This is a genomic window from Streptomyces sp. NPDC050388 (assembly GCF_040655635.1).
Classification (GTDB): Bacteria; Actinomycetota; Actinomycetes; order Streptomycetales; family Streptomycetaceae; genus Streptomyces.
Window position 1 is genome coordinate 36,795 of sequence record NZ_JBFAKH010000047.1, and the last position, 22,979, is coordinate 59,773.

General features: G+C 71.2%; 19 protein-coding genes. 4 read left to right on the forward strand and 15 right to left on the reverse strand.

The window, feature by feature from the left end; all coding sequences use genetic code 11:
* Positions 1 to 32: 32 nt before the first annotated feature.
* The 15 genes from AB0I73_RS25250 to rsmH all read right to left on the reverse strand — a co-directional run bounded on the left by AB0I73_RS25250 (position 33) and on the right by rsmH (position 16,745).
* A complete protein-coding gene (locus AB0I73_RS25250; protein WP_257849533.1) occupies positions 33 to 323 on the reverse strand; it encodes a YggT family protein in 291 nt (96 codons plus the stop codon).
* Between the two features lie 50 nt (positions 324 to 373).
* Positions 374 to 1,015 carry a cell division protein SepF gene (gene sepF, locus AB0I73_RS25255; RefSeq protein ID WP_363040928.1) on the reverse strand — a complete coding sequence of 214 codons (642 nt, stop codon included), beginning with the start codon at positions 1,013 to 1,015 and terminating at the stop codon, positions 374 to 376.
* 127 nt (positions 1,016 to 1,142) lie between these two features.
* Positions 1,143 to 1,874: a YggS family pyridoxal phosphate-dependent enzyme gene (locus tag AB0I73_RS25260; RefSeq protein ID WP_109383518.1), complete on the reverse strand. Its 732-nt coding sequence runs from the start codon at positions 1,872 to 1,874 to the stop codon at positions 1,143 to 1,145.
* Positions 1,875 to 1,880: 6 nt separating this feature from the next.
* Entirely contained in the window at positions 1,881 to 2,609 is a 729-nt protein-coding gene (gene pgeF, locus AB0I73_RS25265) for a peptidoglycan editing factor PgeF (RefSeq protein WP_363040930.1), read from the reverse strand.
* Entirely contained in the window at positions 2,606 to 3,799 is a 1,194-nt protein-coding gene (ftsZ, locus tag AB0I73_RS25270) for a cell division protein FtsZ (protein WP_109383516.1), read from the reverse strand. Before ftsZ ends, pgeF begins: the two co-directional genes overlap by 4 nt.
* A gap of 279 nt (positions 3,800 to 4,078) precedes the next feature.
* Positions 4,079 to 4,873, reverse strand: a complete 795-nt coding sequence (locus AB0I73_RS25275; protein ID WP_363040933.1) for an FtsQ-type POTRA domain-containing protein — start codon at positions 4,871 to 4,873, stop codon at positions 4,079 to 4,081.
* A gap of 49 nt (positions 4,874 to 4,922) precedes the next feature.
* A complete protein-coding gene (gene murG / locus AB0I73_RS25280) occupies positions 4,923 to 6,017 on the reverse strand; it encodes an undecaprenyldiphospho-muramoylpentapeptide beta-N-acetylglucosaminyltransferase (protein ID WP_202280742.1) in 1,095 nt (364 codons plus the stop codon).
* A 6-nt stretch (positions 6,018 to 6,023) separates the two neighbouring features.
* Complete coding sequence (ftsW, locus tag AB0I73_RS25285; protein WP_363040935.1) at positions 6,024 to 7,376, reverse strand: putative lipid II flippase FtsW; 1,353 nt, start codon at positions 7,374 to 7,376, stop codon at positions 6,024 to 6,026.
* Positions 7,377 to 7,456: 80 nt separating this feature from the next.
* The gene (gene murD, locus AB0I73_RS25290) at positions 7,457 to 8,884 is read right to left on the reverse strand and encodes a UDP-N-acetylmuramoyl-L-alanine--D-glutamate ligase (RefSeq protein WP_363040937.1); all 1,428 of its coding nucleotides are present in this window, start codon (positions 8,882 to 8,884) and stop codon (positions 7,457 to 7,459) included.
* Positions 8,866 to 9,957 (reverse strand): phospho-N-acetylmuramoyl-pentapeptide-transferase, encoded by a 1,092-nt coding sequence (mraY, locus tag AB0I73_RS25295; protein WP_363040958.1) that lies wholly within the window; start codon positions 9,955 to 9,957, stop codon positions 8,866 to 8,868. The genes murD and mraY overlap by 19 nt, the downstream gene beginning before the upstream one ends.
* Complete coding sequence (murF, locus tag AB0I73_RS25300; RefSeq protein WP_363040939.1) at positions 9,957 to 11,387, reverse strand: UDP-N-acetylmuramoyl-tripeptide--D-alanyl-D-alanine ligase; 1,431 nt, start codon at positions 11,385 to 11,387, stop codon at positions 9,957 to 9,959. The genes mraY and murF overlap by 1 nt, the downstream gene beginning before the upstream one ends.
* Positions 11,388 to 11,391: 4 nt before the next feature.
* Positions 11,392 to 12,912 (reverse strand): UDP-N-acetylmuramoyl-L-alanyl-D-glutamate--2,6-diaminopimelate ligase, encoded by a 1,521-nt coding sequence (locus AB0I73_RS25305; RefSeq protein ID WP_363040941.1) that lies wholly within the window; start codon positions 12,910 to 12,912, stop codon positions 11,392 to 11,394.
* 254 nt (positions 12,913 to 13,166) lie between these two features.
* Positions 13,167 to 15,143, reverse strand: coding sequence for a penicillin-binding protein 2 (locus AB0I73_RS25310; protein ID WP_363040943.1), 1,977 nt, complete (start codon positions 15,141 to 15,143; stop codon positions 13,167 to 13,169).
* A gap of 5 nt (positions 15,144 to 15,148) precedes the next feature.
* The gene (locus AB0I73_RS25315) at positions 15,149 to 15,658 is read right to left on the reverse strand and encodes a septum formation initiator family protein (RefSeq protein ID WP_363040945.1); all 510 of its coding nucleotides are present in this window, start codon (positions 15,656 to 15,658) and stop codon (positions 15,149 to 15,151) included.
* A gap of 103 nt (positions 15,659 to 15,761) precedes the next feature.
* A complete protein-coding gene (gene rsmH, locus AB0I73_RS25320) occupies positions 15,762 to 16,745 on the reverse strand; it encodes a 16S rRNA (cytosine(1402)-N(4))-methyltransferase RsmH (protein WP_109377874.1) in 984 nt (327 codons plus the stop codon).
* 436 nt (positions 16,746 to 17,181) lie between these two features.
* Between rsmH and AB0I73_RS25325 the strand changes: the two genes are divergently transcribed.
* The 4 genes from AB0I73_RS25325 to AB0I73_RS25340 all read left to right on the forward strand — a co-directional run bounded on the left by AB0I73_RS25325 (position 17,182) and on the right by AB0I73_RS25340 (position 22,827).
* Positions 17,182 to 17,730: a carbonic anhydrase gene (locus AB0I73_RS25325; RefSeq protein ID WP_363040948.1), complete on the forward strand. Its 549-nt coding sequence runs from the start codon at positions 17,182 to 17,184 to the stop codon at positions 17,728 to 17,730.
* 314 nt (positions 17,731 to 18,044) lie between these two features.
* Entirely contained in the window at positions 18,045 to 19,058 is a 1,014-nt protein-coding gene (locus tag AB0I73_RS25330; protein WP_363040950.1) for a MoxR family ATPase, read from the forward strand.
* A complete protein-coding gene (locus AB0I73_RS25335; protein ID WP_363040952.1) occupies positions 19,058 to 20,437 on the forward strand; it encodes a DUF58 domain-containing protein in 1,380 nt (459 codons plus the stop codon). Before AB0I73_RS25330 ends, AB0I73_RS25335 begins: the two co-directional genes overlap by 1 nt.
* Entirely contained in the window at positions 20,434 to 22,827 is a 2,394-nt protein-coding gene (locus tag AB0I73_RS25340; RefSeq protein ID WP_363040954.1) for a DUF3488 and transglutaminase-like domain-containing protein, read from the forward strand. The genes AB0I73_RS25335 and AB0I73_RS25340 overlap by 4 nt, the downstream gene beginning before the upstream one ends.
* The last annotated feature ends 152 nt before the right edge of the window (positions 22,828 to 22,979 follow it).

Consider the following 22,979-nt stretch of genomic DNA (forward strand, 5'->3'; position numbering starts at 1 on the left):
ATCGGCAGTCGGCAGGCCCATGTCGTCCACAGTCACCTCAGCGCACTGCCCACGAGGGAGATCAGGATGTAGACAATGATCATCAGTACGAAGAAGGACAGGTCGAGCGCCACGCCCCCGAGACGCAGCGGCGGGATGAACCGCCGCAGAAGCTTGAGCGGTGGATCGGTGACAGTGTAGGTGGCCTCCAGGACGACCACCATCACCTTGCCGGGTTGCCACGAGCGGGCGAACTGGAAGACATAGTCCATGACCAGGCGGAAGATGAGCACGATGAGGAACACCATCAGCGCGATGTAGATCACCTGCGCGAACACGCTCATGGTCTGTCGGTCCCTCTCCCCTGTGTCCTGCTTCTGTCCGGTCCTGCGTCTCAGCTCTGGTTGAAGAACCCGCCCTCTGCGATACGGGCCTTGTCCTCCGCCGTGACATCGACGTTAGCAGGAGACAGCAGGAACACCTTCTGCGTCACCCGCTCGATACTGCCGTGAAGACCAAACACCAGACCGGCCGCAAAGTCGACAAGTCGCTTCGCGTCCGTGTCATCCATCTCAGTAAGATTCATGATCACCGGGGTGCCCTCACGGAAGTGTTCCCCGATGGTACGGGCCTCGTTGTAGGTCCGAGGGTGAAGTGTGGTGATCCGGTAAGGCTCTCGTTCCGACACGACCTTGGGCATGATCACCGGTGCGTTCTTCTCCAGGTTCGCGCGTTCTTGTGTGATGGACGCCACGGGCGCGATGCGCGCCGGGCGTGCCGATTCAGCGGGAAGCGAAGCGGACCGGGCAACCGGCTCGCGAGGCGGGGGCGGTTGCACCACTCGCGCCTCTTCGTCCCTTTGGAGTTGATGTGCCCCATGCAACTGGTGCGACGGTTCGTGCCGCCGGTGGTCCCGTTCGGGCTCCGGGTCGAGTTCGGGCTCGAAGTCGTCGTCTGGGTCAAATCCGCGGCCGTCGTACCCATCGTCCTCCACGAGGCCGAGGTAGACCGCCATCTTGCGCATCGCGCCGGCCATGCTCCGAGTCCTCCTCTGTGGTGGATCCGCTGACGACCGCCAAGTGCCCGCGATCCACAAGGTCCTCAAGTCCGCTCATCAGCGGCAATGACCATATTTTCTACTGTGGTCCGACTTCCTGGCGACGTTACCCGAGCCCGGGGCGGACTCCGAGTACCGCACTGCCGACGCGCACATGTGTCGCTCCGGCCGCAACGGCCTGTTCGAGATCCGTACTCATCCCCGCAGAAACCATTTTCGCAGCCGGATGAGACGTCCGCAGGTCGGTCGACAAATCCATCAAGCGCTCGAACGCCGCCTGTTGCCGCCCGGCGTACTCCCCGGCGAGCGGGGCGACGGTCATCAGCCCGTCCAGCCGCAGCCCTTCGGACCCGGCGATCAGATCGGCCAACTCCGCGACGCCGCCCGGCGCGACACCGCCGCGCTCGCCCCGGCCCCCACCCGCCGCGGGCTCATCGGCGTCGAGCGCGACCTGGACGAGGCAGCCGAGTTCGCGTCCGGCCCGCACGGCCTCCCGGGCGAGGGCCGTGACAAGTCGGGCACGGTCGACGGACTGCACGAAATCCGCGTAACCGACCACGGATCGCACCTTGTTGGTCTGAAGCTGTCCGACAAAGTGCCAAGAAAGGGGCAGATCAGAGCATTCGGCCGCCTTGGGGGCGGCGTCCTGGTCACGGTTCTCGGCGACATGACGTACACCGAGTTCCGACAGGATCCGCACATCACTGGCGGGGAAGGTCTTGGTGACCACGATCAGGGTCACCTCGTCGCGCCCGCGTCCGGCGGCCGCGCACGCGGCGGCGATCCGTCGCTCCACATCCGCGAGGTTCGCGGCGAGTTCGTCCCTACGTTCCGTCATGCCCCATCAGTCCAGCCACACATAGCCCGCGAGCCGCCCGGTGGAGCGGTCGCGCCGGTACGAGAAGTGATCGTCCGACTCCAGAGTGCACACCTGCGACCGCTCGCGGTCGCGCACCCCGAGCCGTTCGAGCTGGGCGTGTACGCCCCCGGCCACATCGACCGCCGGCGTACCCCAGCTCGTCTCGGCGTGCGCCGCCGGTTCTACGGCGGCCACGTCGGCGCGCATCCCCTTCGGCACCTCGTAGCACCGGCCGCAGACGGCGGGCCCGGTGCGGGCGACGATCCGGGCCGGGTCGGCGCCGAGTTCGGTCATGGCCCGCACGGCGGCGGGGACCACCCCCGCGACCAGTCCGGGCCGTCCCGCGTGGGCCGCCGCGGCCACGCCGGCGACGGGGTCGGCGAGCAGCACCGGCACGCAGTCGGCGGTGAGCACGGCGAGGGCGAGACCCCGCCGCGCGGTGACGACCGCGTCGGCCTCGGGGACCGGACGATCGCCCCACGGCGCGTCGACCACCTTCGCGTCGGCGCCGTGCACCTGGTTCATCCACACCACCCGGGCCGGGTCGAGACCCAGGGACTTCGCGGTCAGTGCGCGGTTGACGCGTACGGCGCCGGGATCGTCGCCGACCGCTCCGCCGAGGTTGAGCTCCGCATACGGAGCGGCGCTCACCCCGCCCCACCGGTCGGTGAAGGCGAAGTGCGCGCCGCGCACGCTCTCGTGCCGCCCTATCACTTGAGGAAGTCCGGGACGTCCAGTTCCTCGGCCGCGCTGTCCGAGTAGGCCCTCGTCGGCTGGACCGGCGGCTGGGCCACCGGGATGTCACTGACCGGCTCGGGGGCCGGCTCCGGCTCCTCCTTGGGCGTGACGCTGCCGAGCGAGCCGAAGGACGGCCGGCTCTCGGGCTGCCGCGCGGGGGCGGGCTCCTCGCGCTTGGCCGAGGAGGAGCCGAGGACGTTGTCCCGCTTCGCCGGCGGCTGGCCGCCGTCGAAACCGGCCGCGATCACGGTGACCCGGACCTCGTCGCCCAGGGCGTCGTCGATGACCGCGCCGAAGATGATGTTGGCCTCCGGGTGGGCGGCCTCGCTGACCAGCTGAGCGGCCTCGTTGATCTCGAACAGGCCGAGGTCGGAGCCGCCGGAGATGGAGAGCAGCACGCCCCGGGCGCCGTCGATGGAGGCTTCCAGCAGCGGTGAGGAGATCGCCATCTCGGCCGCCGCCACCGCGCGGTCGTCGCCGCGGGCCGAGCCGATGCCCATGAGGGCCGAACCGGCCTCGGACATGACCGACTTCACGTCGGCGAAGTCGAGGTTGATCAGACCGGGCGTGGTGATGAGGTCGGTGATGCCCTGGACACCGGAGAGCAGGACCTGGTCCGCCGACTTGAAGGCGTCCAGGACCGAGACCTGGCGGTCCGAGATGGACAGCAGCCGGTCGTTGGGGATGACGATGAGGGTGTCGACCTCTTCGCGGAGCTCGGCGATGCCGTCTTCCGCCTGGTTGGCGCGGCGCCGGCCCTCGAAGGTGAACGGGCGGGTGACCACACCGATGGTGAGAGCGCCGAGCGAGCGGGCGATGTTGGCCACGACGGGCGCGCCGCCGGTGCCGGTGCCGCCGCCTTCACCGGCCGTCACGAAGACCATGTCGGCCCCCTTGAGGACCTCCTCGATCTCCTCGCGGTGGTCCTCGGCCGCCTTGCGGCCGACAGCCGGGTTGGCTCCGGCGCCGAGTCCGCGGGTGAGTTCACGGCCGACGTCGAGCTTGACGTCGGCGTCGCTCATCAACAGGGCTTGCGCGTCGGTGTTGATGGCGATGAACTCGACGCCCTTGAGACCGACCTCGATCATCCGGTTGATGGCATTGACACCACCGCCGCCGACACCGATGACTTTGATGACTGCGAGGTAGTTCTGCGGTGCTGCCACGTCGAAGGCCTCTCGCCTCGAGTTACGTGTCGCCGTCTCACGGCCTTGCCGCGGTCCGACGACTGATGCCGATGGGGACGGTCCGTATCACCGACCCGAACCCTAACGTTGAAGTTTAGGGTTACCAGTGTGTCTGCTCTCTGGAGTCTTCTGAACAGGACACTAGGTCGACAAGTGGCGCGCGTTCAACGAACACGCCGAACCTCCCGTTTTTCTTTTCACCCTATGTGATCAGCCGTGGCACCGCCCAACCAGGGGGTTGACCTGCACTGATGCACGTCAACCCCCTGATGACGCGGGAGCGGTGGGAACACTCACGTCGAAGTGCCGTGCGTCCGGCGCCACTTTCAGCAGAGCGGTGAGGGTGCGGGCCTTCGCGGCACCCTTCTCGGCGCTTCCCCAGACGACCTCCCTGCCGTCCGTCAACTTCAGCGAGATGTCGTCGTGGGTACGGACGTTGACACTCCGGGTGACCCGGGCGACGGAGTCCGGGACCTCGCGGACGACCCGGACCGCCTCCCGCACCAGCCGCGCCTCACCGAAGCGGCGCAGGCTCGCGGCCGTGGCGCCGCTTCGGCGGACGGTCAGTTCCAGTCGGGGAACGCCTCGGGGAGCCTTCGAGACCGTGGCGTACCGGACACTCTCGGCGTCGATCTCGATGAACTCCCCGCCCTTTTCCATCAGGAGAACCGGGGTGCGCTCGGTGATTTCCAACCTGATTTCGTGCGGCCAGGAACGAATCACGTCAACCGTGTCGATTCGGGGCACTTCCCGGCGGAGTCGCGTTGCGATCGCCCCGGTGTCCACCATGGCCAGCGGCTCCCCGAGGGGAACGTCGGCGACCTCACGCACCTGCCCGGGAGTCAGGACACGGGTCCCCGACACGGAGACCCGCTCCACCCTGGCCAGATCGGAGCCGTACAGCAGCCAGAACGTCCCGCTCCCGAGGAACACCAGGGCGACCGTCAGGATGATGATCAGACGAAGATGCCGCCGCCTCAACCCCCTGACGGGCGGCGGGCCGGACGACTCCCGCTGGCGTCCACCGCGCTCGGCGGTCGTCGTTCCGGCCACGAATCCTGCCTCCCGTCATCCGCGTTCACCTACGCGCCCAGGGCCTGTCCTAGTGCCGCGCGCGGGCGGCGATCGCCTCGTACACCATGCTGACGAGCAGGTCGTCGGCGTCCCGGCGGCCGAACTCGGCGGCGGCGCGGGACATCTCGTACAGCCGGTGCGGGTCGGACAGCACCGGCAGCACGCTCTGCCGCACCCACTCCGGCGTCAGCTCCGCGTCGTCGACCAGCAGGCCACCGCCGGCCTTGACCACCGGCTGGGCGTTCAGCCGCTGCTCGCCGTTGCCGATCGGCAGCGGAACGTAGGCGGCCGGGAGCCCGACGGCGGAGAGTTCGGCGACGGTCATCGCGCCCGCGCGGCAGAGCATCATGTCGGCCGCGGCGTACGCGAGGTCCATCCGGTCCAGGTAACTTACCGGGATGTAGGGGGGCATTCCCGGCATCTGCTGCACCTGGGGCAGTTCGTTCTTCGGGCCGACCGCGTGCAGGATCTGGATCCCGGCCTGCTGCAGCCACGGCGCTACCTGCTGGACGACCTCGTTCAGCCGGCGGGCGCCCTGCGAGCCGCCGGAGACCAGCAGCGTGGGCAGGTTGGGGTCGAGCCCGAACGCGGCGCGGGCCTCGGGGCGCACGGCGGCCCGGTCCAGGGTGGCCACGGAGCGGCGCAGCGGGATCCCGATGTAGCGGGCGTCGCGCAACTTGCTGTCCGGGGTGGAGACGGCGACCTGGGCCGCGTACCGGGAGCCGATCTTGTTGGCCAGGCCGGGACGGGCGTTGGCCTCGTGGACGACGATCGGCACACCGAGCCGCTTGGCGGCGAGGTAACCCGGCAGGGCGACGTAGCCGCCGAAGCCGACCACGGCGTCCGCCTTGGTGCGTTCCAGGATCTGCTCCGTCGCCTTGATGGTGCCGCGCAGCCGGCCCGGGACGGTGATCAGCTCCGGGGTGGGCTTGCGCGGCAGCGGTACGGCGGGGATCAGCGCCAGTTCGTACCCGCGCTCGGGTACCAGACGTGTCTCGAGACCGCGTTCCGTGCCCAGGGCCGTGATGCCCACGGTCGGATCCTGCCTGCGCAGGGCATCCGCGAGGGCGAGCGCGGGCTCGATGTGGCCCGCGGTTCCTCCGCCGGCGAGTACGACATGCACCGAAATTCACCGCTCTCCGGACGAACGTGCCGCCGTGGCGCGCCGTCGCATCGTGTTCCATCTCCGGGGCCGCTGAGAACCCCCGGCCCGCTTTCTACCAAAGCGAGGTTGCCGCATCGCAAGCGCCGCCCGCGCAGCGGGTTCGTCACGCGCGAAGGCGATCAGCAGCCCGATGGCGAACATGGTCGGCAACAGGGCGGATCCCCCGTAGGAGAACAGCGGGAGCGGGACACCGGCGATCGGCAGCAGTCCGAGGACCGCACCGATGTTGATCACGGCCTGCGCCATGATCCAGGTGGTCACGCCTCCCGCGGCATACCTCACGAAGGGGTCCTCCGTGCGTCCGGCCACGCGGATACCCGCATAGCCTAGAGCCGCAAACAGGGCGAGCACCGACAGCGTCCCCGCCAGGCCCAGTTCCTCACCGGTGACGGCGAAGATGAAGTCGGTGTGGGCTTCAGGCAGTTGACCCCATTTCTCCACACTCGCACCCAGTCCGGAACCGAAGATCCCACCGGACGCGAGGGCGTAGATCCCGTGCACGGCCTGCCAGCAGTCGACGGGACCCTCCTGGGGTTCGGTGGCGCCGAGGCAGGCGAGCCGCGCCATGCGGTTCGGGCTGCTCCTGATGAAGAACGCGCCGATCAGCGCGGCGACGGCCAGCACACCGGCGAACAGCCGGGTGGGGGCCCCCGCCAGCCAGAGCAGGCCGAACAGGATCGCCGTCAGGATGATCGCCGTGCCCATGTCGCCGCCCAGCATGATCAGTCCGAGCAGCATGAGGGCGGCCGGTACGAGCGGCACCAGCATGTGCTTCCACTGGGCCAGCAGCCGTTTGTGCTGCTTGCGGGCGAGCAGATCGGCGCCCCACAGCACCAGGGCGAGCTTGCCGAACTCACTGGGCTGGATCTGGAAGGAGCCGCCGAGCTCGATCCAGTTCTGGTTCCCGTTGACCTCCACCCCTATCCCCGGTACCTGCACCAGGGCCATCAGGAAGACGGCGCCCGCGAGGATGGGGTAGGCCAGCGCCCGGTGCAGTTTCACCGGCATCCGGGCGGCCGCGAGCAGCAGCACGACCCCGATGCCGGCGGCCAGGAGCTGCTTGCGGAAGAAGTACGAGCCCGGCAGCGACATCTGCAGCGCGGTGATCTGGGAAGCCGAGTAGACCATCACCAGGCCGAGCACGGTGATCAGCGCGCTGCCGCCGAGGATCACGTAGTAGGCGGTCAGCGGCCGGTCCCAGGCCCTGCGCACCCGTGTGTGGAGGGTGCGGACGGTGTTCCGGCGGGCGGGCCGGGGTGCGGCGGGCGGACGGGGCGCCCGTGGCGCGGGCGGCCGTCCGGTGCGGCTACTGGGCATGGCGGCCTCCGCTGTGCGCCCCACGGTGCCTCGACGGTCCCACAGGTCCCTCCCAAGGTCGCCCGGCGCAGGCGGCCGGGTCAGGCACCGAGTTCGCGCACCGCCTGTGCGAACGCCTCACCGCGCCTGTTGTAGTTGGCGAACATGTCCATCGATGCGCAGGCCGGGGCCAGCAGCACCGTGTCGCCGGGCCGTGCGAGCCGCTTCGCCTCCTGGACAGCCTGGAGCATCGCCCCAGTGTCGGTCCGGCCGAGGTCGACCACGGGTACCTCCGGGGCGTGTCGCGCCAGGGCTTCGCGGATCAGCTCGCGGTCCCGGCCGATCAGGACGGCGCCGCGGAGCCGCTTCGCCGACGCCGCGACCAGTTCGTCGAAGGTGGCGCCCTTGGCGAGTCCGCCGGCGATCCACACGATCGACTCGTAGGCCGCCAACGACGCCTGTGCCGCATGGGTGTTGGTCGCCTTGGAGTCGTCGACATAGGCGACCCCGTCCACGTCGGCGACGTGCGCGATGCGGTGGGCGTCCGGGGTGAAGGCCCGCAGGCCGTCCCGTACGGCCGTCGCCGACACCCCGAAGGCGCGCGCGAGGGCGGCCGCGGCAAGGGCGTTGGCGATGTTGTGCGGGGCGGGCGGGTCGACGTCGGTGACCTCGGCGAGCTCCTGGGCGTTCCTGTGCCGGTCCTCGACGAAGGCCCGGTCGACCAGGATGCCCTCGACGACGCCGAGTTGGGAGGGGCCGGGGGTGCCGAGGGTGAAGCCTACGGCGCGGCAGCCCTCCTCGACGTCGGCCGCGCGGACCAGGTCCTCGGTGGACGGCTTGTCGGTGGCGTCGGCGTTGTAGACGCAGGCGACCCGATTGCCCTCGTAGACACGGCCCTTGTCGGCGGCGTACGCCTCCATGGAGCCGTGCCAGTCGAGGTGGTCGGGGGCGAGGTTCAGCACCGCCGCCGAGTGGGCGCGCAGGGACGGCGCCCAGTGGAGCTGGTAGCTGGACAGCTCCACGGCGAGCACGTCGTACTGCTCCTCGCCGGTGACGACGTCGAGCAGGGAGACGCCGATGTTGCCGACGGCGGCCGTGCGCAGGCCCGCGGCGCGGAGGATCGACGCGAGCATCTGGACGGTCGTGGTCTTGCCGTTGGTGCCGGTGACCGCGAGCCAGGGCGCCGCGTCGGGCTTCCTGAGCCGCCAGGCGAGTTCGACGTCGCCCCACACCGGCACCCCGGCCTTCTCCGCCGCCGCGAACAGCGGCTTGTCCGGCTTCCATCCGGGGGCGGTGACGATCAGCTCGGTGCCGTCGGGCAGGGTCGCGCCGTCACCGAGGCGCACGGCGATGCCGAGCGCCTCCAGTTCGGCGGCCTGCTCGCGGGCGCGGGCGTCGTCGCCGTCGTTGACGACGGTGACCCTCGCGCCGAGCCCGTGCAGCACCTTCGCCGCCGGGACACCGGAGACGCCGAGCCCGGCTACGGTGACGTGCTTGCCCTGCCAGTCGGTCACTTGTCCGCTGCCCATCCCGCGTAGAAGATGCCGAGTCCGACGATCACGCAGATGCCCTGGATGATCCAGAAGCGGACCACCACAAGGACTTCGGACCACCCCTTGAGTTCGAAGTGGTGCTGGAGTGGCGCCATCCGGAAGACGCGCTTCCCGGTGAGCTTGAAGGAGCCGACCTGGATGACCACCGACATGGTGATGAGGACGAACAGGCCGCCCAGGATGGCGAGCAGCAGCTCGGTGCGGGAGCAGATCGCGAGGCCCGCGAGGACACCGCCGAGCGCGAGCGAACCGGTGTCACCCATGAAGATCTTGGCCGGCGAGGTGTTCCACCACAGGAAGCCGAGGCAGGAACCCATCAGCGCGGAGGCGACCACCGCGAGGTCCAGGGGGTCTCTCACCTCGTAGCAGGCGCCCGGGTTGGTCAGGGTCGTCGCGTTGGCGCAGGACTCCTGGAACTGCCAGACACCGATGAAGGTGTAGGCGCCGAAGACGAGGACGGAGGCACCGGTGGCCAGACCGTCCAGGCCGTCCGTCAGGTTCACGCCGTTCGACATCGCGAGGATCATGAACAGCGCCCAGACGACGAACAGCACCGGGCCGATGGTCCAGCCGAAGTCCGTGATGAACGACAGCTTCGTGGAGGCCGGGGTCTGGCCGCGGGAGTCCGCGAACTGCAGGGAGAGCACCGCGAAGGCGATGCCGACGATCAGCTGGCCGGCCATCTTCGCTTTGGCCCGCAGGCCCAGCGAACGCCGCTTGACGATCTTGATGTAGTCGTCCAGGAAGCCGACCAGGCCCATGCCCACCATCAGACCGAGCACCAGCAGACCCGAGAAGGTCGGCGACGTGTCGGCCTCGGGGTCCAGGGAGCTCGTGACCAGCTTGGCCAGGAAGTACGCGGCGACCGTCGCCAGGATGAAGGCGATGCCGCCCATGGTCGGCGTACCGCGCTTGCTGGCGTGCTCGCGCGGGCCGTCGTCACGGATGTACTGCCCGTACCCCTTGCGTGCGAGCAGCTTGATCAGCAGCGGGGTGCCGACCAGCGTCAGGAAGAGGCCAATGACTCCTGCGAACAGGATCTGCTTCATCATCGGGTGACGACCTCACCCTCGGTACCGGTCGCGAGCAGCGCCTGCGCCACGCTCTCGAGACCGACCGAACGGGACGCCTTCACGAGAACGACGTCTCCCTGGCGCAATTCGCTGCGCAACAGGTCGACTGCCGCCTGTGCGTCGGACACGTGCACCGACTCCTCACCCCACGAACCCTCGTTATATGCGCCCAGTTGCAGCCAGGCGGCTTCCCTGCCCCCGACCGCGACGAGCTTGCTGACGTTGAGCCGGACGGCGAGCCGTCCGACCGCGTCGTGCTCGGCGAGCGCCTCGTCCCCGAGCTCGGCCATCTTGCCGAGCACCGCCCACGTACGGCCCCCCTTCGCCTGTGAGGCTTTGCCCATGGCCGCGAGCGCGCGCAGGGCGGCTCGCATGGACTCGGGGTTCGCGTTGTAGGCGTCGTTGACGACCGTCACGCCGTCCGGGCGCTCGGTGACCTCCATCCGCCAGCGGGAGAGGGAGCCCGCCTCGGAGAGCGCGAGTGCGATCTCTTCTGCGGACATGCCCAACTCGTGGGCGACGGCGGCCGCGGCGAGCGCGTTCGACACGTGATGCTCACCGTACAGGCGCATGGTCACATCGCTTGCACCGGAGGGTGTGTGAAGCCTGAACGAGGGCTGTCCGCTGTCCGTGAGTCGCACGTTCTCGGCCCGAACGTCCGCTTCGTCGGTCTCTCCGAAAAGGAGCACCTTCGCCTTCGTACGGGACTCCATGGCACGTACGAGCGGGTCGTCCGCGTTGAGGATCGCGGTGCCGCCCTCCTCGGCCGACGGCAGGGCCTCCACCATCTCGCCCTTGGCCTGGGCGATCTGCTCCCGGCCGCCGAACTCGCCGATGTGGGAGGTGCCGACATTGAGGACGAGGCCGACCTTCGGGGGCGTCAGGCCGGCGAGGTACCGGATGTGACCGATCCCGCGGGCGCCCATCTCCAGCACGAGGAACTTCGTCTCCTCGGTGGCGGTGAGCGCGGTCAGCGGCAGCCCGATCTCGTTGTTGAGCGATCCGGGGGTGAAGACGGTGGGCGCCTTGCGCCGCAGCACCTGCGCGATGAGGTCCTTGGTGCTGGTCTTGCCGGACGAGCCGGTGAGCGCGACGAGGGTCGCGCCGAGGCGCTGCACGACGTGCCGGGCGAGGGCGCCCAGCGCTCTTGGGACGTCGTCGACGACGATCGCGGGCACGCCCACGGGGCGGGAGGCGAGCACGGCGGCCGCGCCCGCCTCGACGACCGCGGCCGCGAAGTCGTGGCCGTCCACGCGTTCGCCGACGAAGGCGACGAAGAGGCTGCCCGGGCCCGCCTCCCGCGAGTCCCGGACGACACCTCCGGTGACCTGGACGGACGGATCCGGTATGTCGTGCGTCTGCCCGCCGACGACTTCGGCGATCTCGGCGAGGGAGAGGGCGATCACAAGTTCATCCCTGGGTCTGCTGGATAGCTTCGCGAAGCACCTGGCGGTCGTCGAAGGGACGCACCACCCCGGCGATGTCCTGCCCCTGCTCGTGGCCCTTGCCCGCGACCAGCACGGCGTCGCCGGGCTGCGCGCGGGCGACGGCTGCGGCGATCGCCGCAGCCCGGTCCTCGAAGACCTGCACCTCACCGCGCTCGTGGGCGGGCACGGAGGCCGCGCCCTGGAGCATGGCGGCGAGGATGGCGAGGGGGTCCTCGGAGCGGGGGTTGTCGGAGGTCAGTACGGCGGTGTCGGCGAGCCGGGCCGCCGCGGCGCCCATCGGCTCACGCTTGGTGACGTCCCGGTCGCCGCCGCAGCCGAGCACCACGTGCACCTTGCCCTCGGTGACCCTGCGCAGGGCGCGCAGCACCGACTCGACGGCGTCGGTCTTGTGGGCGTAGTCCACCACCGCGAGGTACGGCTGCCCCTCGTCCACCCGCTCCAGCCGGCCGGGCACGCCGGGGACGGCGGCGACACCGTCGGCGGCGGCCTGCGGGTCGAGTCCGGCGGCGGCGAGGGCGACGATCGCGGCGAGGGTGTTGGCCACGTTGAACGGGCCCGGCAGCGGCGACCGGGCGGTGATCCGCTCGTCATCGGGCCCGATCACGGTGAACGTCGAGTCGGTCGGGCCGACCTCGACGTCCTCGGCGCGCCAGTCGGCGTCGGGGTGCCCCTCCGCGGAGTAGGTGATGACGGGGACGCCGGCCTCCTTGGTGAGGCGGCGGCCGTACTCGTCGTCGGCGTTGACCACGGCGAGCCGACTGCGCTCCGGGGTGAACAGCTGTGCCTTGGCCCTGAAGTAGTCCTCCATGTCGGAGTGGAACTCCATGTGTTCCGGGCTGAGGTTGGTGAAGACGGCGATGTCGAAGACACAGGCGTCCACCCGGCCCAGCACCAGGGCATGGCTGGAGACCTCCATGGCGACCGCGTCGACCCCGCGTTCGCGCATGACGGCGAACAGGGCCTGGAGGTCGGTGGCTTCCGGCGTGGTGCGCTCGGACTTGATGCGCTCGTCCCCCACGCGCATCTCGACGGTGCCGATCAGCCCCGTGCTGTGGACAGACCTGAGGCCCCCCTCGACGAGATAGGCGGTGGTGGTCTTGCCGGAGGTGCCGGTGATGCCGATCTGGAGCAGCTCGCGGCCCGGGTGGCCGTAGATCGTGGCCGCCAGTTCGCCCATCTCCCCGCGGGGGTCGTCGACCACCAGCGCGGGCAGCCCGGCCGCGGCGACGCGTTCGGCACCGCTCGGGTCGGTGAGCACGGCGACCGCGCCGAGGCCCGCGGCCTGGGTGACGAAGTCGGCACCGTGCACGCGGGCGCCGGGGAGGGCGGCGTACAGGTCGCCGGGACGCACGGCGCGCGAGTCATGGGTGATGCCCGTGACGTCGGCGGTCCGGGACGGTGCGGTGGCACCCAGTTGACCGGCGAGTTCCGCGAGGGGTGTGGCGGACACCCGCGCCGGCCGGGGCGGCCCGGGAAATGTCACGGGTTGACCCTTCTGAGTGGTTTGCGACTGATCAGCGTGTGGCACGGCGGTGAGCGTACCGGGCGCACCCGTCGCGGAGCCAAAGCGGGGCTCGCCCGCGGTCCCGTCCGGCGGGGGTGACGGGGGGAGCGGCGTGGACGAGGGGTCCGGTACGCGGCGGGGGGTGTCCCGGTTCCCGGGATCGGGGGTGATCGTTGTCACGGGCTGTTCCTGGGTGGTTCCGTGCCGGCCGGACGCGAGGGGTTCGCGGCCGGTCAGCGTTTGAAGGTGACCGGGAGGTTGGCCGGTTCGGCACCGGTCGGCGGTACCTGGAGGGTCTTGAGGGCGAACTCCATGACCTTCTTGTAGACGGGTCCGCAGATCTGGCCGCCGAAGTAACTGCCCTCGGTGGCGTTCTGGATGGCGCAGTAGACGGTGATCCGGGGCTTGTCGGCGGGTGCGAACCCGGCGAAGGAGGAGGTGTAGCCGTGGTACTTGCCGGTGGCCGGATCCACGCGGTTGGCCGTCCCCGTCTTCCCCGCGACCCGGTAGCCGGGGATGCGCGCCTTGGTTCCGGTGCCCTCCTCGTCGTCCACGACCGACTCCAGCATCCGGGCGAGGGTCTTCGCCGTCTTCTCGCTGACCACCCGTGACTTCTCGGGCTCCGGGGCGGGGGTGAAGCGTCCGTCGGGTCCCTTGGTGCCGCGTACGAGCGTGGGTTCGATGCGTACGCCGCCGTTGGCGATGGTCGAGTAGACGGACGCGGCCTGCATGGCGTTGACGGACACGCCCTGGCCGAAAGGAATCGTGTACTGCTGCGAGGTCGACCAGGCGTCGGGCGGGGCGAGGATGCCCTTGGTCTCGCCGGGGAAGCCGAGTCCGGTGTGGTTGCCGAGGCCGAACTTGCGCAGGTAGTCGTAGAGGACCTTGTTGGCCTGGGTCTGGGTCTTGCCGAGCTGGCCGGTGGCCAGGATGGTGCCGATGTTGCTGGACTTGGCGAGCACCCCGTTGAGCGTCAGGTACCAGGTCGGGTGGTCGACGTCGTCCTTGAACAGCCGGTCGCCGCGGTGCAGCCGGTTGGGCACGACGACGTGCGTCTGCGGGGTGGCCGCCTCCTCCTCCAGTACGGCCGCCATCGACATGACCTTGGCGGTGGAGCCGGGCTCGAAGGCGTCCTGGAGGGCCGCGTTGCCGAGCGCCGCCGGATCGGCCTCGGAGAGGTCGCCCGGATCGAACCCGGGCGCGTTGGCCATGGCGAGGATCTCACCGGTGCGGGTGTCCTGGACGATGACGTAGCCGCGGTCGGCCGCGGACTCCTCGACCTGCTCGCTGATGGCGTTCTGCGCGGCCCACTGGATGTCGCGGTCGATGGTGAGCTCGACGTCGCTGCCGGGCACGGCCGGTGTCTCGCTGGACCCCGCGGTCGGCACCAGACGGCCGCCGGACTGGACGAAGCGGATGCTGCCGTCCTCACCGGCCAGCCGCTTGTCCAGCTGGAGCTCGATGCCGCCGCCGCCCTTGCCCTCGGCGTTGACCCAGCCCAGTATCCCGGCGGCGAGTTCGTTGTTCGGGTAGACCCGCTTGCTGGTGGGCACGGACAGGACGCCCGCGAGGACGTTGGCGGAGGAGGTGTCGGTCTCCGCCTTCTTCGCCAACGCGGCCTTCAGGTCCTTGATCTGCCTCCAGACCTGCGGGGTCTGCCGGCTCGCGAGTTTGACGTAGCGCAGGGCCTTGTTGTCCGGCCGCAGCTTCTCGACCAGCTTGTCCTGGTCCTGGCCGAGGATCGGGGCGAGGAGGGCGGCGGCCTGTTCGGGGCCGTCGGCGATCTCCAGCTGGTCGGGGGCGAACATCGTGGGGTCGGCGGTGATGTCGTAGGCGTCCTCGCTGGTCGCCAGGGCGACGCCGTTGCGGTCGGTGATCTCGCCGCGCTCGGCGTCCAGCACCTGGCCGACCTGGAGGTTCTGTCCGGCCTTCGCCGCATAGGTGTCGGCCTCGACGGCCTGCACCTGGAGCAGGCGTACGACGAAGACGCCCAGGACGAGGGTCAGGGCCAGGCCGACCAGGCGCAGGCGGGGGCGCGGGCTGCCCAGCCGGAGGGCCTTCGGGGCCGCCGGGCGGGGCGGGGCGGGGCGGCGGGCCGGGCGGTGGCCGGGCCCGGGGCGCCGCCGGGCGCTCGGGCGGGCGGGCCCGGCGGGTCCGGGCACGCGGCGGCGCGGCGGTTGTCCGGAGGCGTTGTCGGGGTTGTCGGCCACTTCCGTCACCTGCCGGGAGTCGATGCGGGCGTGGGCGTGACCGCGGTGGTCGGGGGAACGGCTGTGATGCTCGGTACCGCGTAGGGGGGCGGGGCCGTCGCGGTGGCCAGTGCCTCCGGGGGGATCACCAGGGGGGCACGGGCGGCGGAGGCGGGGGCGGGGGCGGGAGCGCCCTTGACCTTGCCGTCGGGGCTCAGGAAGACGGGGTCGCCGCCGGGCACCATGCCGAGTTCGCGTGCGCGGCGCTGCAGGGCGTCGGGAGCGGAGTAGGCGTCGATGTCCCGTTGCAGGGCCTGTTCCTCGTCGGTGAGGTTCTTCGTCTCCCGCTTGAGGTCGTCGAGTTCGAACGCGCCCTCGCTGAGGGCCGAGTTCAGCACCAGGAGCCCGATCAGGCCACCGCCCAGGAGAAGGACGACGAGCAGCACGAAGGGGGTGCGGGCCGCCTGGGCCCGTCCCGTGGGGAGGAGCCTCGCGAGACGGGCCGCCCTCCCCTTCAGTTCGGGTTTCCTGCTCACTCACGCTCCCCTGGGTTCGCCTGCCTTCCGCCCCCGCATGCCCTGCACGGCGCCAGGCTCACGTGTCGTGACCGTCTCACGTGCCCCCTCCGCCTCACACGTCTCATTCAAGGTGCTCCCTGATCCGCTGGGCGCCCCGCAGCCGCGCGGGTGCGGCCCGCCGGTTCTCGGCGATCTCCTCCTCGGTGGGAAGTTCGGCACCGCGCGTGAGCAGCTTGAGCCGGGGCTGGTAGCGCTCGGGGACGACGGGCAGCCCGGCGGGCGCGGTGGTGGCGGCGCCCGCCGCGAACACCTGCTTGACCAGCCGGTCCTCCAGGGAGTGGTACGACAGCACGGCGATCCGGCCACCGACGTCGAGCGCCTTCACCGCGGCCGGGACGGCCCGCTCCAGTACGGAGAGTTCGCCGTTGACCTCGATGCGCAGGGCCTGGAAGGTGCGCTTCGCCGGATTGCCGCCGGTGCGCTTGGCGGCCTGCGGAAGCGCGTCCCGGATCAGCTCGACCAGGCGTGCGCTGGTGGTGAACGGCTCCTTCTCCCGCTCGCGCACCACCGCGGCCACGATCCGCTTGGCCTGCTTCTCCTCGCCGTAGGCGCGCAGGATGCGGACGAGTTCACCGGGCGGGTAGGTGTTGAGGACGTCGGCGGCGCTGACGCCGGTCGTCTGGTCCATGCGCATGTCGAGCGGGGCGTCCTGGGCGTAGGCGAAGCCCCGGTCGGCCTCGTCGAGCTGCATGGAGGAAACCCCCAGGTCGAACAGGACGCCTTGCACGCGCGTGATGCCGAGCCGGTCGAGCACCTCGGGGAGTTCGTCGTAGACGGCGTGCACCAGGGTGGCGCGCTCGCCGAACGGGGCGAGCCGCTCGCCGGACAGGCGCAGGGCCTCCTTGTCCCGGTCCAGGGCGACCAGCCGCACCTCGGGGAACCGCGTCAGCAGGGCCTCGCTGTGGCCGCCGAGACCGAGGGTGCAGTCGACGACCACCGCTCCCGGCTGCTCCAGGGCGGGCGCCAGCATGTCCAGGCACCGCTGGAGCATCACCGGAACGTGCCGACTCTGCCCGCCCGTGTTCGCAAACGCTTCGCGCCCCATTGGATCTGGGCCCTCTCAAGGTCCGGCGCGGCCGTGACGCACCGCCGGGTCCCCGCCCCTCCCCCGGTGTGGACGGGGCGGTCTGCCGGCGCCGGAGGCGTCAGCCGGCCGGGAACGGGAGGGGGCCGAGCCGTACGTACGCGCAGCGCACGCGGGGAGATCTCCGGGACGCTGCCCGGGTCTCCGGGGGAAATCAGTGCAGCGGGGAGAGTCTCGCCTCCCCGCTGCGCGTCACTTTAGTCCACGGTTTCGCCCGGTCAATCAACCGGCCTGTGCGGCGCGGCCCTCGGCCCGACGACACCCCGCGTCGAGGGAAACCACCCGTACGAGGAGGATCACGCCACCCTTGTGGGTCATCTCACTCCAAAGCATGATGACGTTCTTTGTCCTGTCTCACAGCAGGACCGGAGAGCACGTGGCCAGTACCGTCATGGCTATGACGACTTCTGCATCGGTTCCCGCGAGTTCCGGAAGTGTGACGGTCGGCCACGGCACGGTCACCGACCGCCTGGTCGACGCCAACGAGCAGTACGCCGGCGCCTTCACCGATCCCGGGATGGACGCCCGCCCCGTTCTGCGCGTCGCCGTGGTGGCCTGCATGGACGCCCGGCTCGACCTGCACGCCGCGCTCGGCCTCGAACTCGGCGACTGCCACACCGTCCGCAACGCGGGCGGTGTGGTCACCGACGACGTGATCCGGTCGCTGACCATCAGCCAGCGCGCGCTGGGCACCCGCAGCGTGGTGCTCATCCATCACACCAACTGCGGCCTGGAGTCCATCACCGAGGAGTTCCGGCACGACCTGGAGATGGAGGTCGGTCAGCGTCCGGCCTGGGCCGTGGAGTCCTTCCGCGACGTCGACCAGGACGTACGGCAGTCGATGCAGCGGGTGCGCACCTCGCCGTTCCTGCTGCACACCGACGACGTACGCGGGTTCGTCTTCGACGTGAAGACCGGCCTGCTGCGCGAGATCGACCCCGCCTGACCTGCTGCCCCACCCCGAGGACGGCCGACCTCCGGCCCCACAAAGGTCACATGACCTGACATATCGCCGCCGGTTGTCCACAGGCGAGTGACACGAATCGGTAACGGCGGCAAGAATGCGGGAGTGATGCCGCGCGGAACTTTTCCCGCGCGGTGTCCGTGATTCGGGGTGAGCCGGGCCGCACAGCAAGGTGCCGCCCGGACATTTGGGGCCCTTGTTCCTTGGGAGCGGGGGGAAAGGCCGAGGAGGGCCGGGTGCCGACCTATGACGATCGAGCGAGCCTTGGGGGTTCCCCCACGCGAGCGCGGCCCAGCGTGGGGGATGACCTGACCGCCGTGGCCGAGCGGGTGCGGGATTCGGTGGAGAGCGTGATCGAGGGCAAGCCCGAGGTCGTACGGCTCTCGCTGACCGTGCTGCTCGCCGAGGGGCATCTGCTCATCGAGGACGTTCCGGGAGTCGGCAAGACGATGCTGTCCAAGGCACTGGCACGGTCCATCGACTGCTCGGTGCGGCGCATCCAGTTCACACCGGACCTGCTGCCGTCGGACATCACCGGTGTGTCCATCTGGGACCAGCAGCGTCAGGACTTCGAGTTCAAGCCGGGCGCCATCTTCGCGCAGGTGGTGATCGGTGACGAGATCAACCGCGCGTCGCCGAAGACGCAGTCCGCGCTCCTGGAGTCGATGGAGGAGCGCCAGGTCACCATCGACGGCAGGACCTACGAGCTGCCCAGCCCCTTCATGGTGGTGGCGACGCAGAACCCGGTCGAGATGGAGGGCACCTATCCGCTGCCGGAGGCCCAGCGCGACCGGTTCATGGCCCGGGTCTCGGTCGGCTACCCGAGCGCGGAGGCCGAACTGCAGATGCTGGACGTGCACGGCGGGGTCTCCCCGCTGGAGGACCTCCAGCCGGTGGCCCACGCGCACGAGATCCTGAAGCTGATCGAGACGGTGCGCGCCGTCCATGTCGCCGAGCCGATACGCCGGTACGTGGTGGAGCTGGTCGCCGCCACCCGCACGCACCCCGACCTCAGACTCGGCGCCTCGCCGCGCGCGACACTGCACCTGCTGCGCGCGGCGAAGGCGTCCGCGGCGCTGAACGGCCGGGATTACGCCCTGCCGGACGACGTGCAGGCGCTCGCCGTGGCCGTGCTGGCCCACCGGCTGCTGCCCACCGCCCAGGCCCAGCTCAACCGCCGCACCGCGGAGCAGGTGGTCCAGGAGATCCTGCAGCGCACCCCGATGCCCGCCGCCGCCCCGCAGCAGGCCGGCATCGGTCTGGGCCGGGGCGGTCTCGGGTACGGCCGGCAACAGCCGCGGAGGCTGTGATGACCACCGCGGGATCGGCCCGCGCGGAGGGCGACCGCGGTGACAGGGGCGGCCTGCGCACGGCTCTGGCCGGGTTGACCACCCGCGGGCGCTCCTTCCTGGCCGCCGGTGTGGCCGCCACGGCCTGCGCCTACGTGCTCGGGCAGAGCGATCTGCTGCGGGTCGGGCTGCTGCTGGCGGTGCTGCCGCTGATGTGCGCGGGCGTGCTCTACCGCACCCGCTACCGGGTCGCGGGCAGCCGCCGGCTGTCCCCCGCGCGGGTGCCCGCCGGCTCCGAGGCGCGGGTGCATCTGCGGATGGACAACGTCTCCCGCATGCCCACGGGTCTGCTGATGCTCCAGGACCGGGTGCCCTACGTGCTCGGGCCGCGTCCCCGGTTCGTGCTGGACCGGGTGGAGGCGGGCGGCCGCCGCGAGGTGTCCTACCGGGTCCGCTCCGACCTGCGCGGCCGCTATCCGCTCGGCCCGCTGCAGCTGCGCCTGTCCGACCCGTTCGGGATGTGCGAGCTGACTCGGTCCTTCTCGACGTACGACACGCTGACGGTGATCCCGCGCGTGGAGCCGCTGCCGCCGGTGCGGCTGAGCGGTGAGGCGAAGGGGTACGGCGACGGACGGCAGCGTTCGTTGGCGCTGGCCGGCGAGGACGACGTGATCCCGCGCGGCTACCGCTACGGCGACGATCTGCGCCGGGTGCACTGGCGTTCCACCGCGCGCTACGGCGAGCTGATGGTGCGCCGCGAGGAGCAGCCGCAACGGGCCCGCTGCACGGTGCTGCTGGACACCCGTGCCATCGCCTACGACGGCGCGGGGCCCGACTCGGCGTTCGAGTGGGCGGTGTCGGGCGCGGCCTCCGTCCTGGTGCACCTGCTGGAGCGGGGCTTCTCGGTGCGGCTGCTGACCGACACCGGCAACTCGGTGCCGGGCGAGGGCTCCGACGGGTTCGCGGGCGCGAGCCAGGAGTCGGCGGACGCGGCCGGGCTGATGATGGACACCCTCGCCGTGGTCGACCACTCCGACGGGGCGGGCCTGTCCCGGGCGTACGACATGGTCCGCGGGGGGAACGAGGGGCTGCTGGTGGCCTTCCTCGGCGACCTCGACGAGGAGCAGGCGGCGGTGCTCGCCCGGATGCGGCAGCGCAGCGGGGGCGCCGTCGCCTTCGTCCTGGACAGCGGGACCTGGCTGCGGGAACCGTCGGACGTGTACGACCCGTCCGTGTACGACCCGTCGGAGGGGGGCGGGGAGCGGCTGCGGATGCTGCGCGAAGCGGGCTGGACGGCCGTGAGCGTGCCGCGGGGCGCCTCCCTGGAGGAGCAGTGGCGGCTGGCCGACCGGGAGCGGTTCGGTCTGGCGGCGGCGCGTGGTGGGGAGGGAGCAGGGTGAGCGGACGACTACGGCTGACGCTGGCCTCGTGGGCGGCCACGCTGCTGGCCGCGTGCGCGCTGCTGCCCCTGGTCAAGCCGGCCTCCTGGATCGTGCAGGCGGCCTTTCTCCTGGCCGTGCAGTCCGGCGCGGGCGCACTGGCCCGGCGGGTGCCGCTGGCCCGCCCGCTGACCGTGGCCGTGCAGGCTCTGGTCGCGCTCGTGCTGCTGACGCTGGTGTTCGCGCGTGAGCACGCGTTCGCCGGCCTGGTTCCGGGGCCTGACGCCTTCCGCTTCTTCGCCGAGCTGCTCGAACAGGGCGGCACCGACGTCGGCCGTTACGCGATACCGGCGCCGTTGTCCGACGGCATCCGGCTGATGCTGATCGGCGGGGTCCTGCTGATCGGGCTGCTGGTGGACACCCTCGCGGTGACCTTCCGCAGCGCGGCCCCGGCCGGGCTTCCGCTGCTCGCGCTGTACTCGGTGGCCGCGGGACTGTCCGACGACGGCGGCGACGGCTGGCTGTGGTTCCTGCTGGCGGCGGTCGGCTATCTGACGCTGCTCCTCGCCGAGGGGCGCGACCGGCTCTCCCAGTGGGGGCGGGTGTTCGGCGGGGCGGCGCGGGGCCCGGCCACCGAGTCGACCGGAGCCTCCGCCCCGGTACGCACCGGCCGGCGGATCGGGCTGCTGGCGGTGGGCATCGCCCTGGTGGCGCCGCTCGCCCTGCCCACGATGAACGGCGGCCTGCTGGACCCTGCGGGTTCGGGCGTCGGCTCGGGCTCCGGCGGGGGCGGCACGATCTCCGCGGTGAACCCGCTGGTGTCGCTGCGCGACTCGTTGAACGTGGACGAGGACCGCCAGGTCATGTCCGTGCGCACCGAGATGGAGGACGTATCGGACCTGTACCTGCGGATCGTCTCCCTGGACGACTTCGACGGCACCACCTGGAAGCCGTCCAAGCGGTCCATCACCACCGTGCCCGACGGCGCCTTCCCGACTCCGGCCGGCCTCGGCCCGGACGTCGAGCGCGCGGAGATCTCCACGACGGTCTCGACCGCCGACTGGTACGGGCAGGACTGGCTGCCGATGCCGTATCCACCGAGCGGCGTGGACATCAGGGGGAACTGGCGCTACGAGCCCGTCGGGATGACGCTGGTCGGCGACCACGGCCAGAAAACCCGGGGACTGACCTACGGCGTGCGCAGCCTCGACATACGGCCCACGGCGGAGCAGCTGGCCGACGCGTCGGCGCCGCCGGCCGCCCTGAAGCGGGACTACACCGAGCTGCCGGACTCGCTGCCCACGCTGGTGTCCCGGACCGCCCGCCAGGTCACCGAGGGGGCGACGAACGACTACGACCGGGCGGTCAGGCTCCAGGAGTACTTCGCCTCGACCGGCGGTTTCAAGTACGACACCGAGGTCGCCGTCGGCAGCGGCTCACAGGCGATCGCCCGCTTCCTGAGGGACAAGGAGGGCTTCTGCGTCCACTTCTCCTTCGCCATGGCGTCGATGGCCCGGTCGCTGGACATACCCGCCCGGGTCGCGGTGGGCTTCGCGCCCGGCACCCCACAGGCGAACGGCTCGGTGTCGGTGGGACTGCGGGACGCGCACGCCTGGCCGGAGCTGTACTTCGAGGGCGTGGGCTGGACCCGTTTCGAGCCGACCCCCACCCGTGGTTCGGTGCCCTCCTACACCGTGCCGGACACCTCGGACAGCACGGTGCCCGACCCGGCCCAGCCGTCCGAGGCCGCGTCCTCGGAGCCCTCGGCCGCCCCGTCGTCGCGCGAGGGCTGCACGCTGGAGCAGCGAAGGCTGGACGGTGGCTGCGAGAGCGAGGCGCCGTCGGCGGCGCTGCCCACCGACGGCGACGGGCCCCGGTGGTACACGGTGCTGGCGTGGGCGTCGGCGGGTCTCGCCGTCCTGGTGCTGCCGCTGGCGCCGATGTTGTGGCGGCTGCGGACCCGGGCGGTGCGCCTGGGCGCGCACGGCCGTTCGGAGGCGGGCGCGACCGCGCACGTCCTGGCCGTCTGGGACGAGCTGACCGACACCGCGTGGGACTTCGGCGTCTCCCCGGACGAGTCACTGACCCCGCGCAAGGCGGCGGCCCGGATCGTCCGGCTCGGCCGGCTCGACCTGGATGCCGCGGCCTCGGTGCACCGGGTGGCGGACGCCGTGGAGCAGGTCCTCTACGCGCCGCGGCCGGGCCCCGCGGTGGGACCGACGGACGACGTGCGCCGGGTGACGGCCGGTCTGCGGTCCATGGCCGGCCGTGGCACGCGGCTGCGCGCGCTGTTCGCCCCGCGCTCGACGGTGCGGGTGGTGTGGGCGGTGTCGGCCCGGTGGGCCGGCGTCCGGGAACGCGCCCTCGCGCTGCGGCCGACGTGGCGGCCGACGTGGCGGCGACCCACGTAGCGGAAGCCGCCGCGGGAGCCCTCGCGGCGGCAGGGGTGGATCGGGAGTGAAGCAGAGGAGGTGAGGCGGGGCCGGGCGGAGCTGTGCGGCCCCGCTTCCGGGCCCCGGTGAAGACATGGATCAGGGGGTGGCCACCGAGCCGGTGGCCACCC

What these genes read in the sequence shown, in the direction of transcription:
- AB0I73_RS25250 (WP_257849533.1), bottom strand. Translation starts at nt 323, where the DNA reads ATGAGCGTGTTCGCGCAGGTGATCTACATCGCGCTGATGGTGTTCCTC.
- sepF (WP_363040928.1), bottom strand. Translation starts at nt 1,015, where the DNA reads ATGGCCGGCGCGATGCGCAAGATGGCGGTCTACCTCGGCCTCGTGGAG.
- AB0I73_RS25260 (WP_109383518.1), bottom strand. Translation starts at nt 1,874, where the DNA reads ATGACGGAACGTAGGGACGAACTCGCCGCGAACCTCGCGGATGTGGAG.
- ftsW (WP_363040935.1), bottom strand. Translation starts at nt 7,376, where the DNA reads ATGCCCAGTAGCCGCACCGGACGGCCGCCCGCGCCACGGGCGCCCCGT.
- murD (WP_363040937.1), bottom strand. Translation starts at nt 8,884, where the DNA reads ATGGGCAGCGGACAAGTGACCGACTGGCAGGGCAAGCACGTCACCGTA.
- mraY (WP_363040958.1), bottom strand. Translation starts at nt 9,957, where the DNA reads ATGAAGCAGATCCTGTTCGCAGGAGTCATTGGCCTCTTCCTGACGCTG.
- rsmH (WP_109377874.1), bottom strand. Translation starts at nt 16,745, where the DNA reads ATGGGGCGCGAAGCGTTTGCGAACACGGGCGGGCAGAGTCGGCACGTT.
- AB0I73_RS25325 (WP_363040948.1), top strand. Translation starts at nt 17,182, where the DNA reads ATGACGACTTCTGCATCGGTTCCCGCGAGTTCCGGAAGTGTGACGGTC.
- AB0I73_RS25335 (WP_363040952.1), top strand. Translation starts at nt 19,058, where the DNA reads ATGACCACCGCGGGATCGGCCCGCGCGGAGGGCGACCGCGGTGACAGG.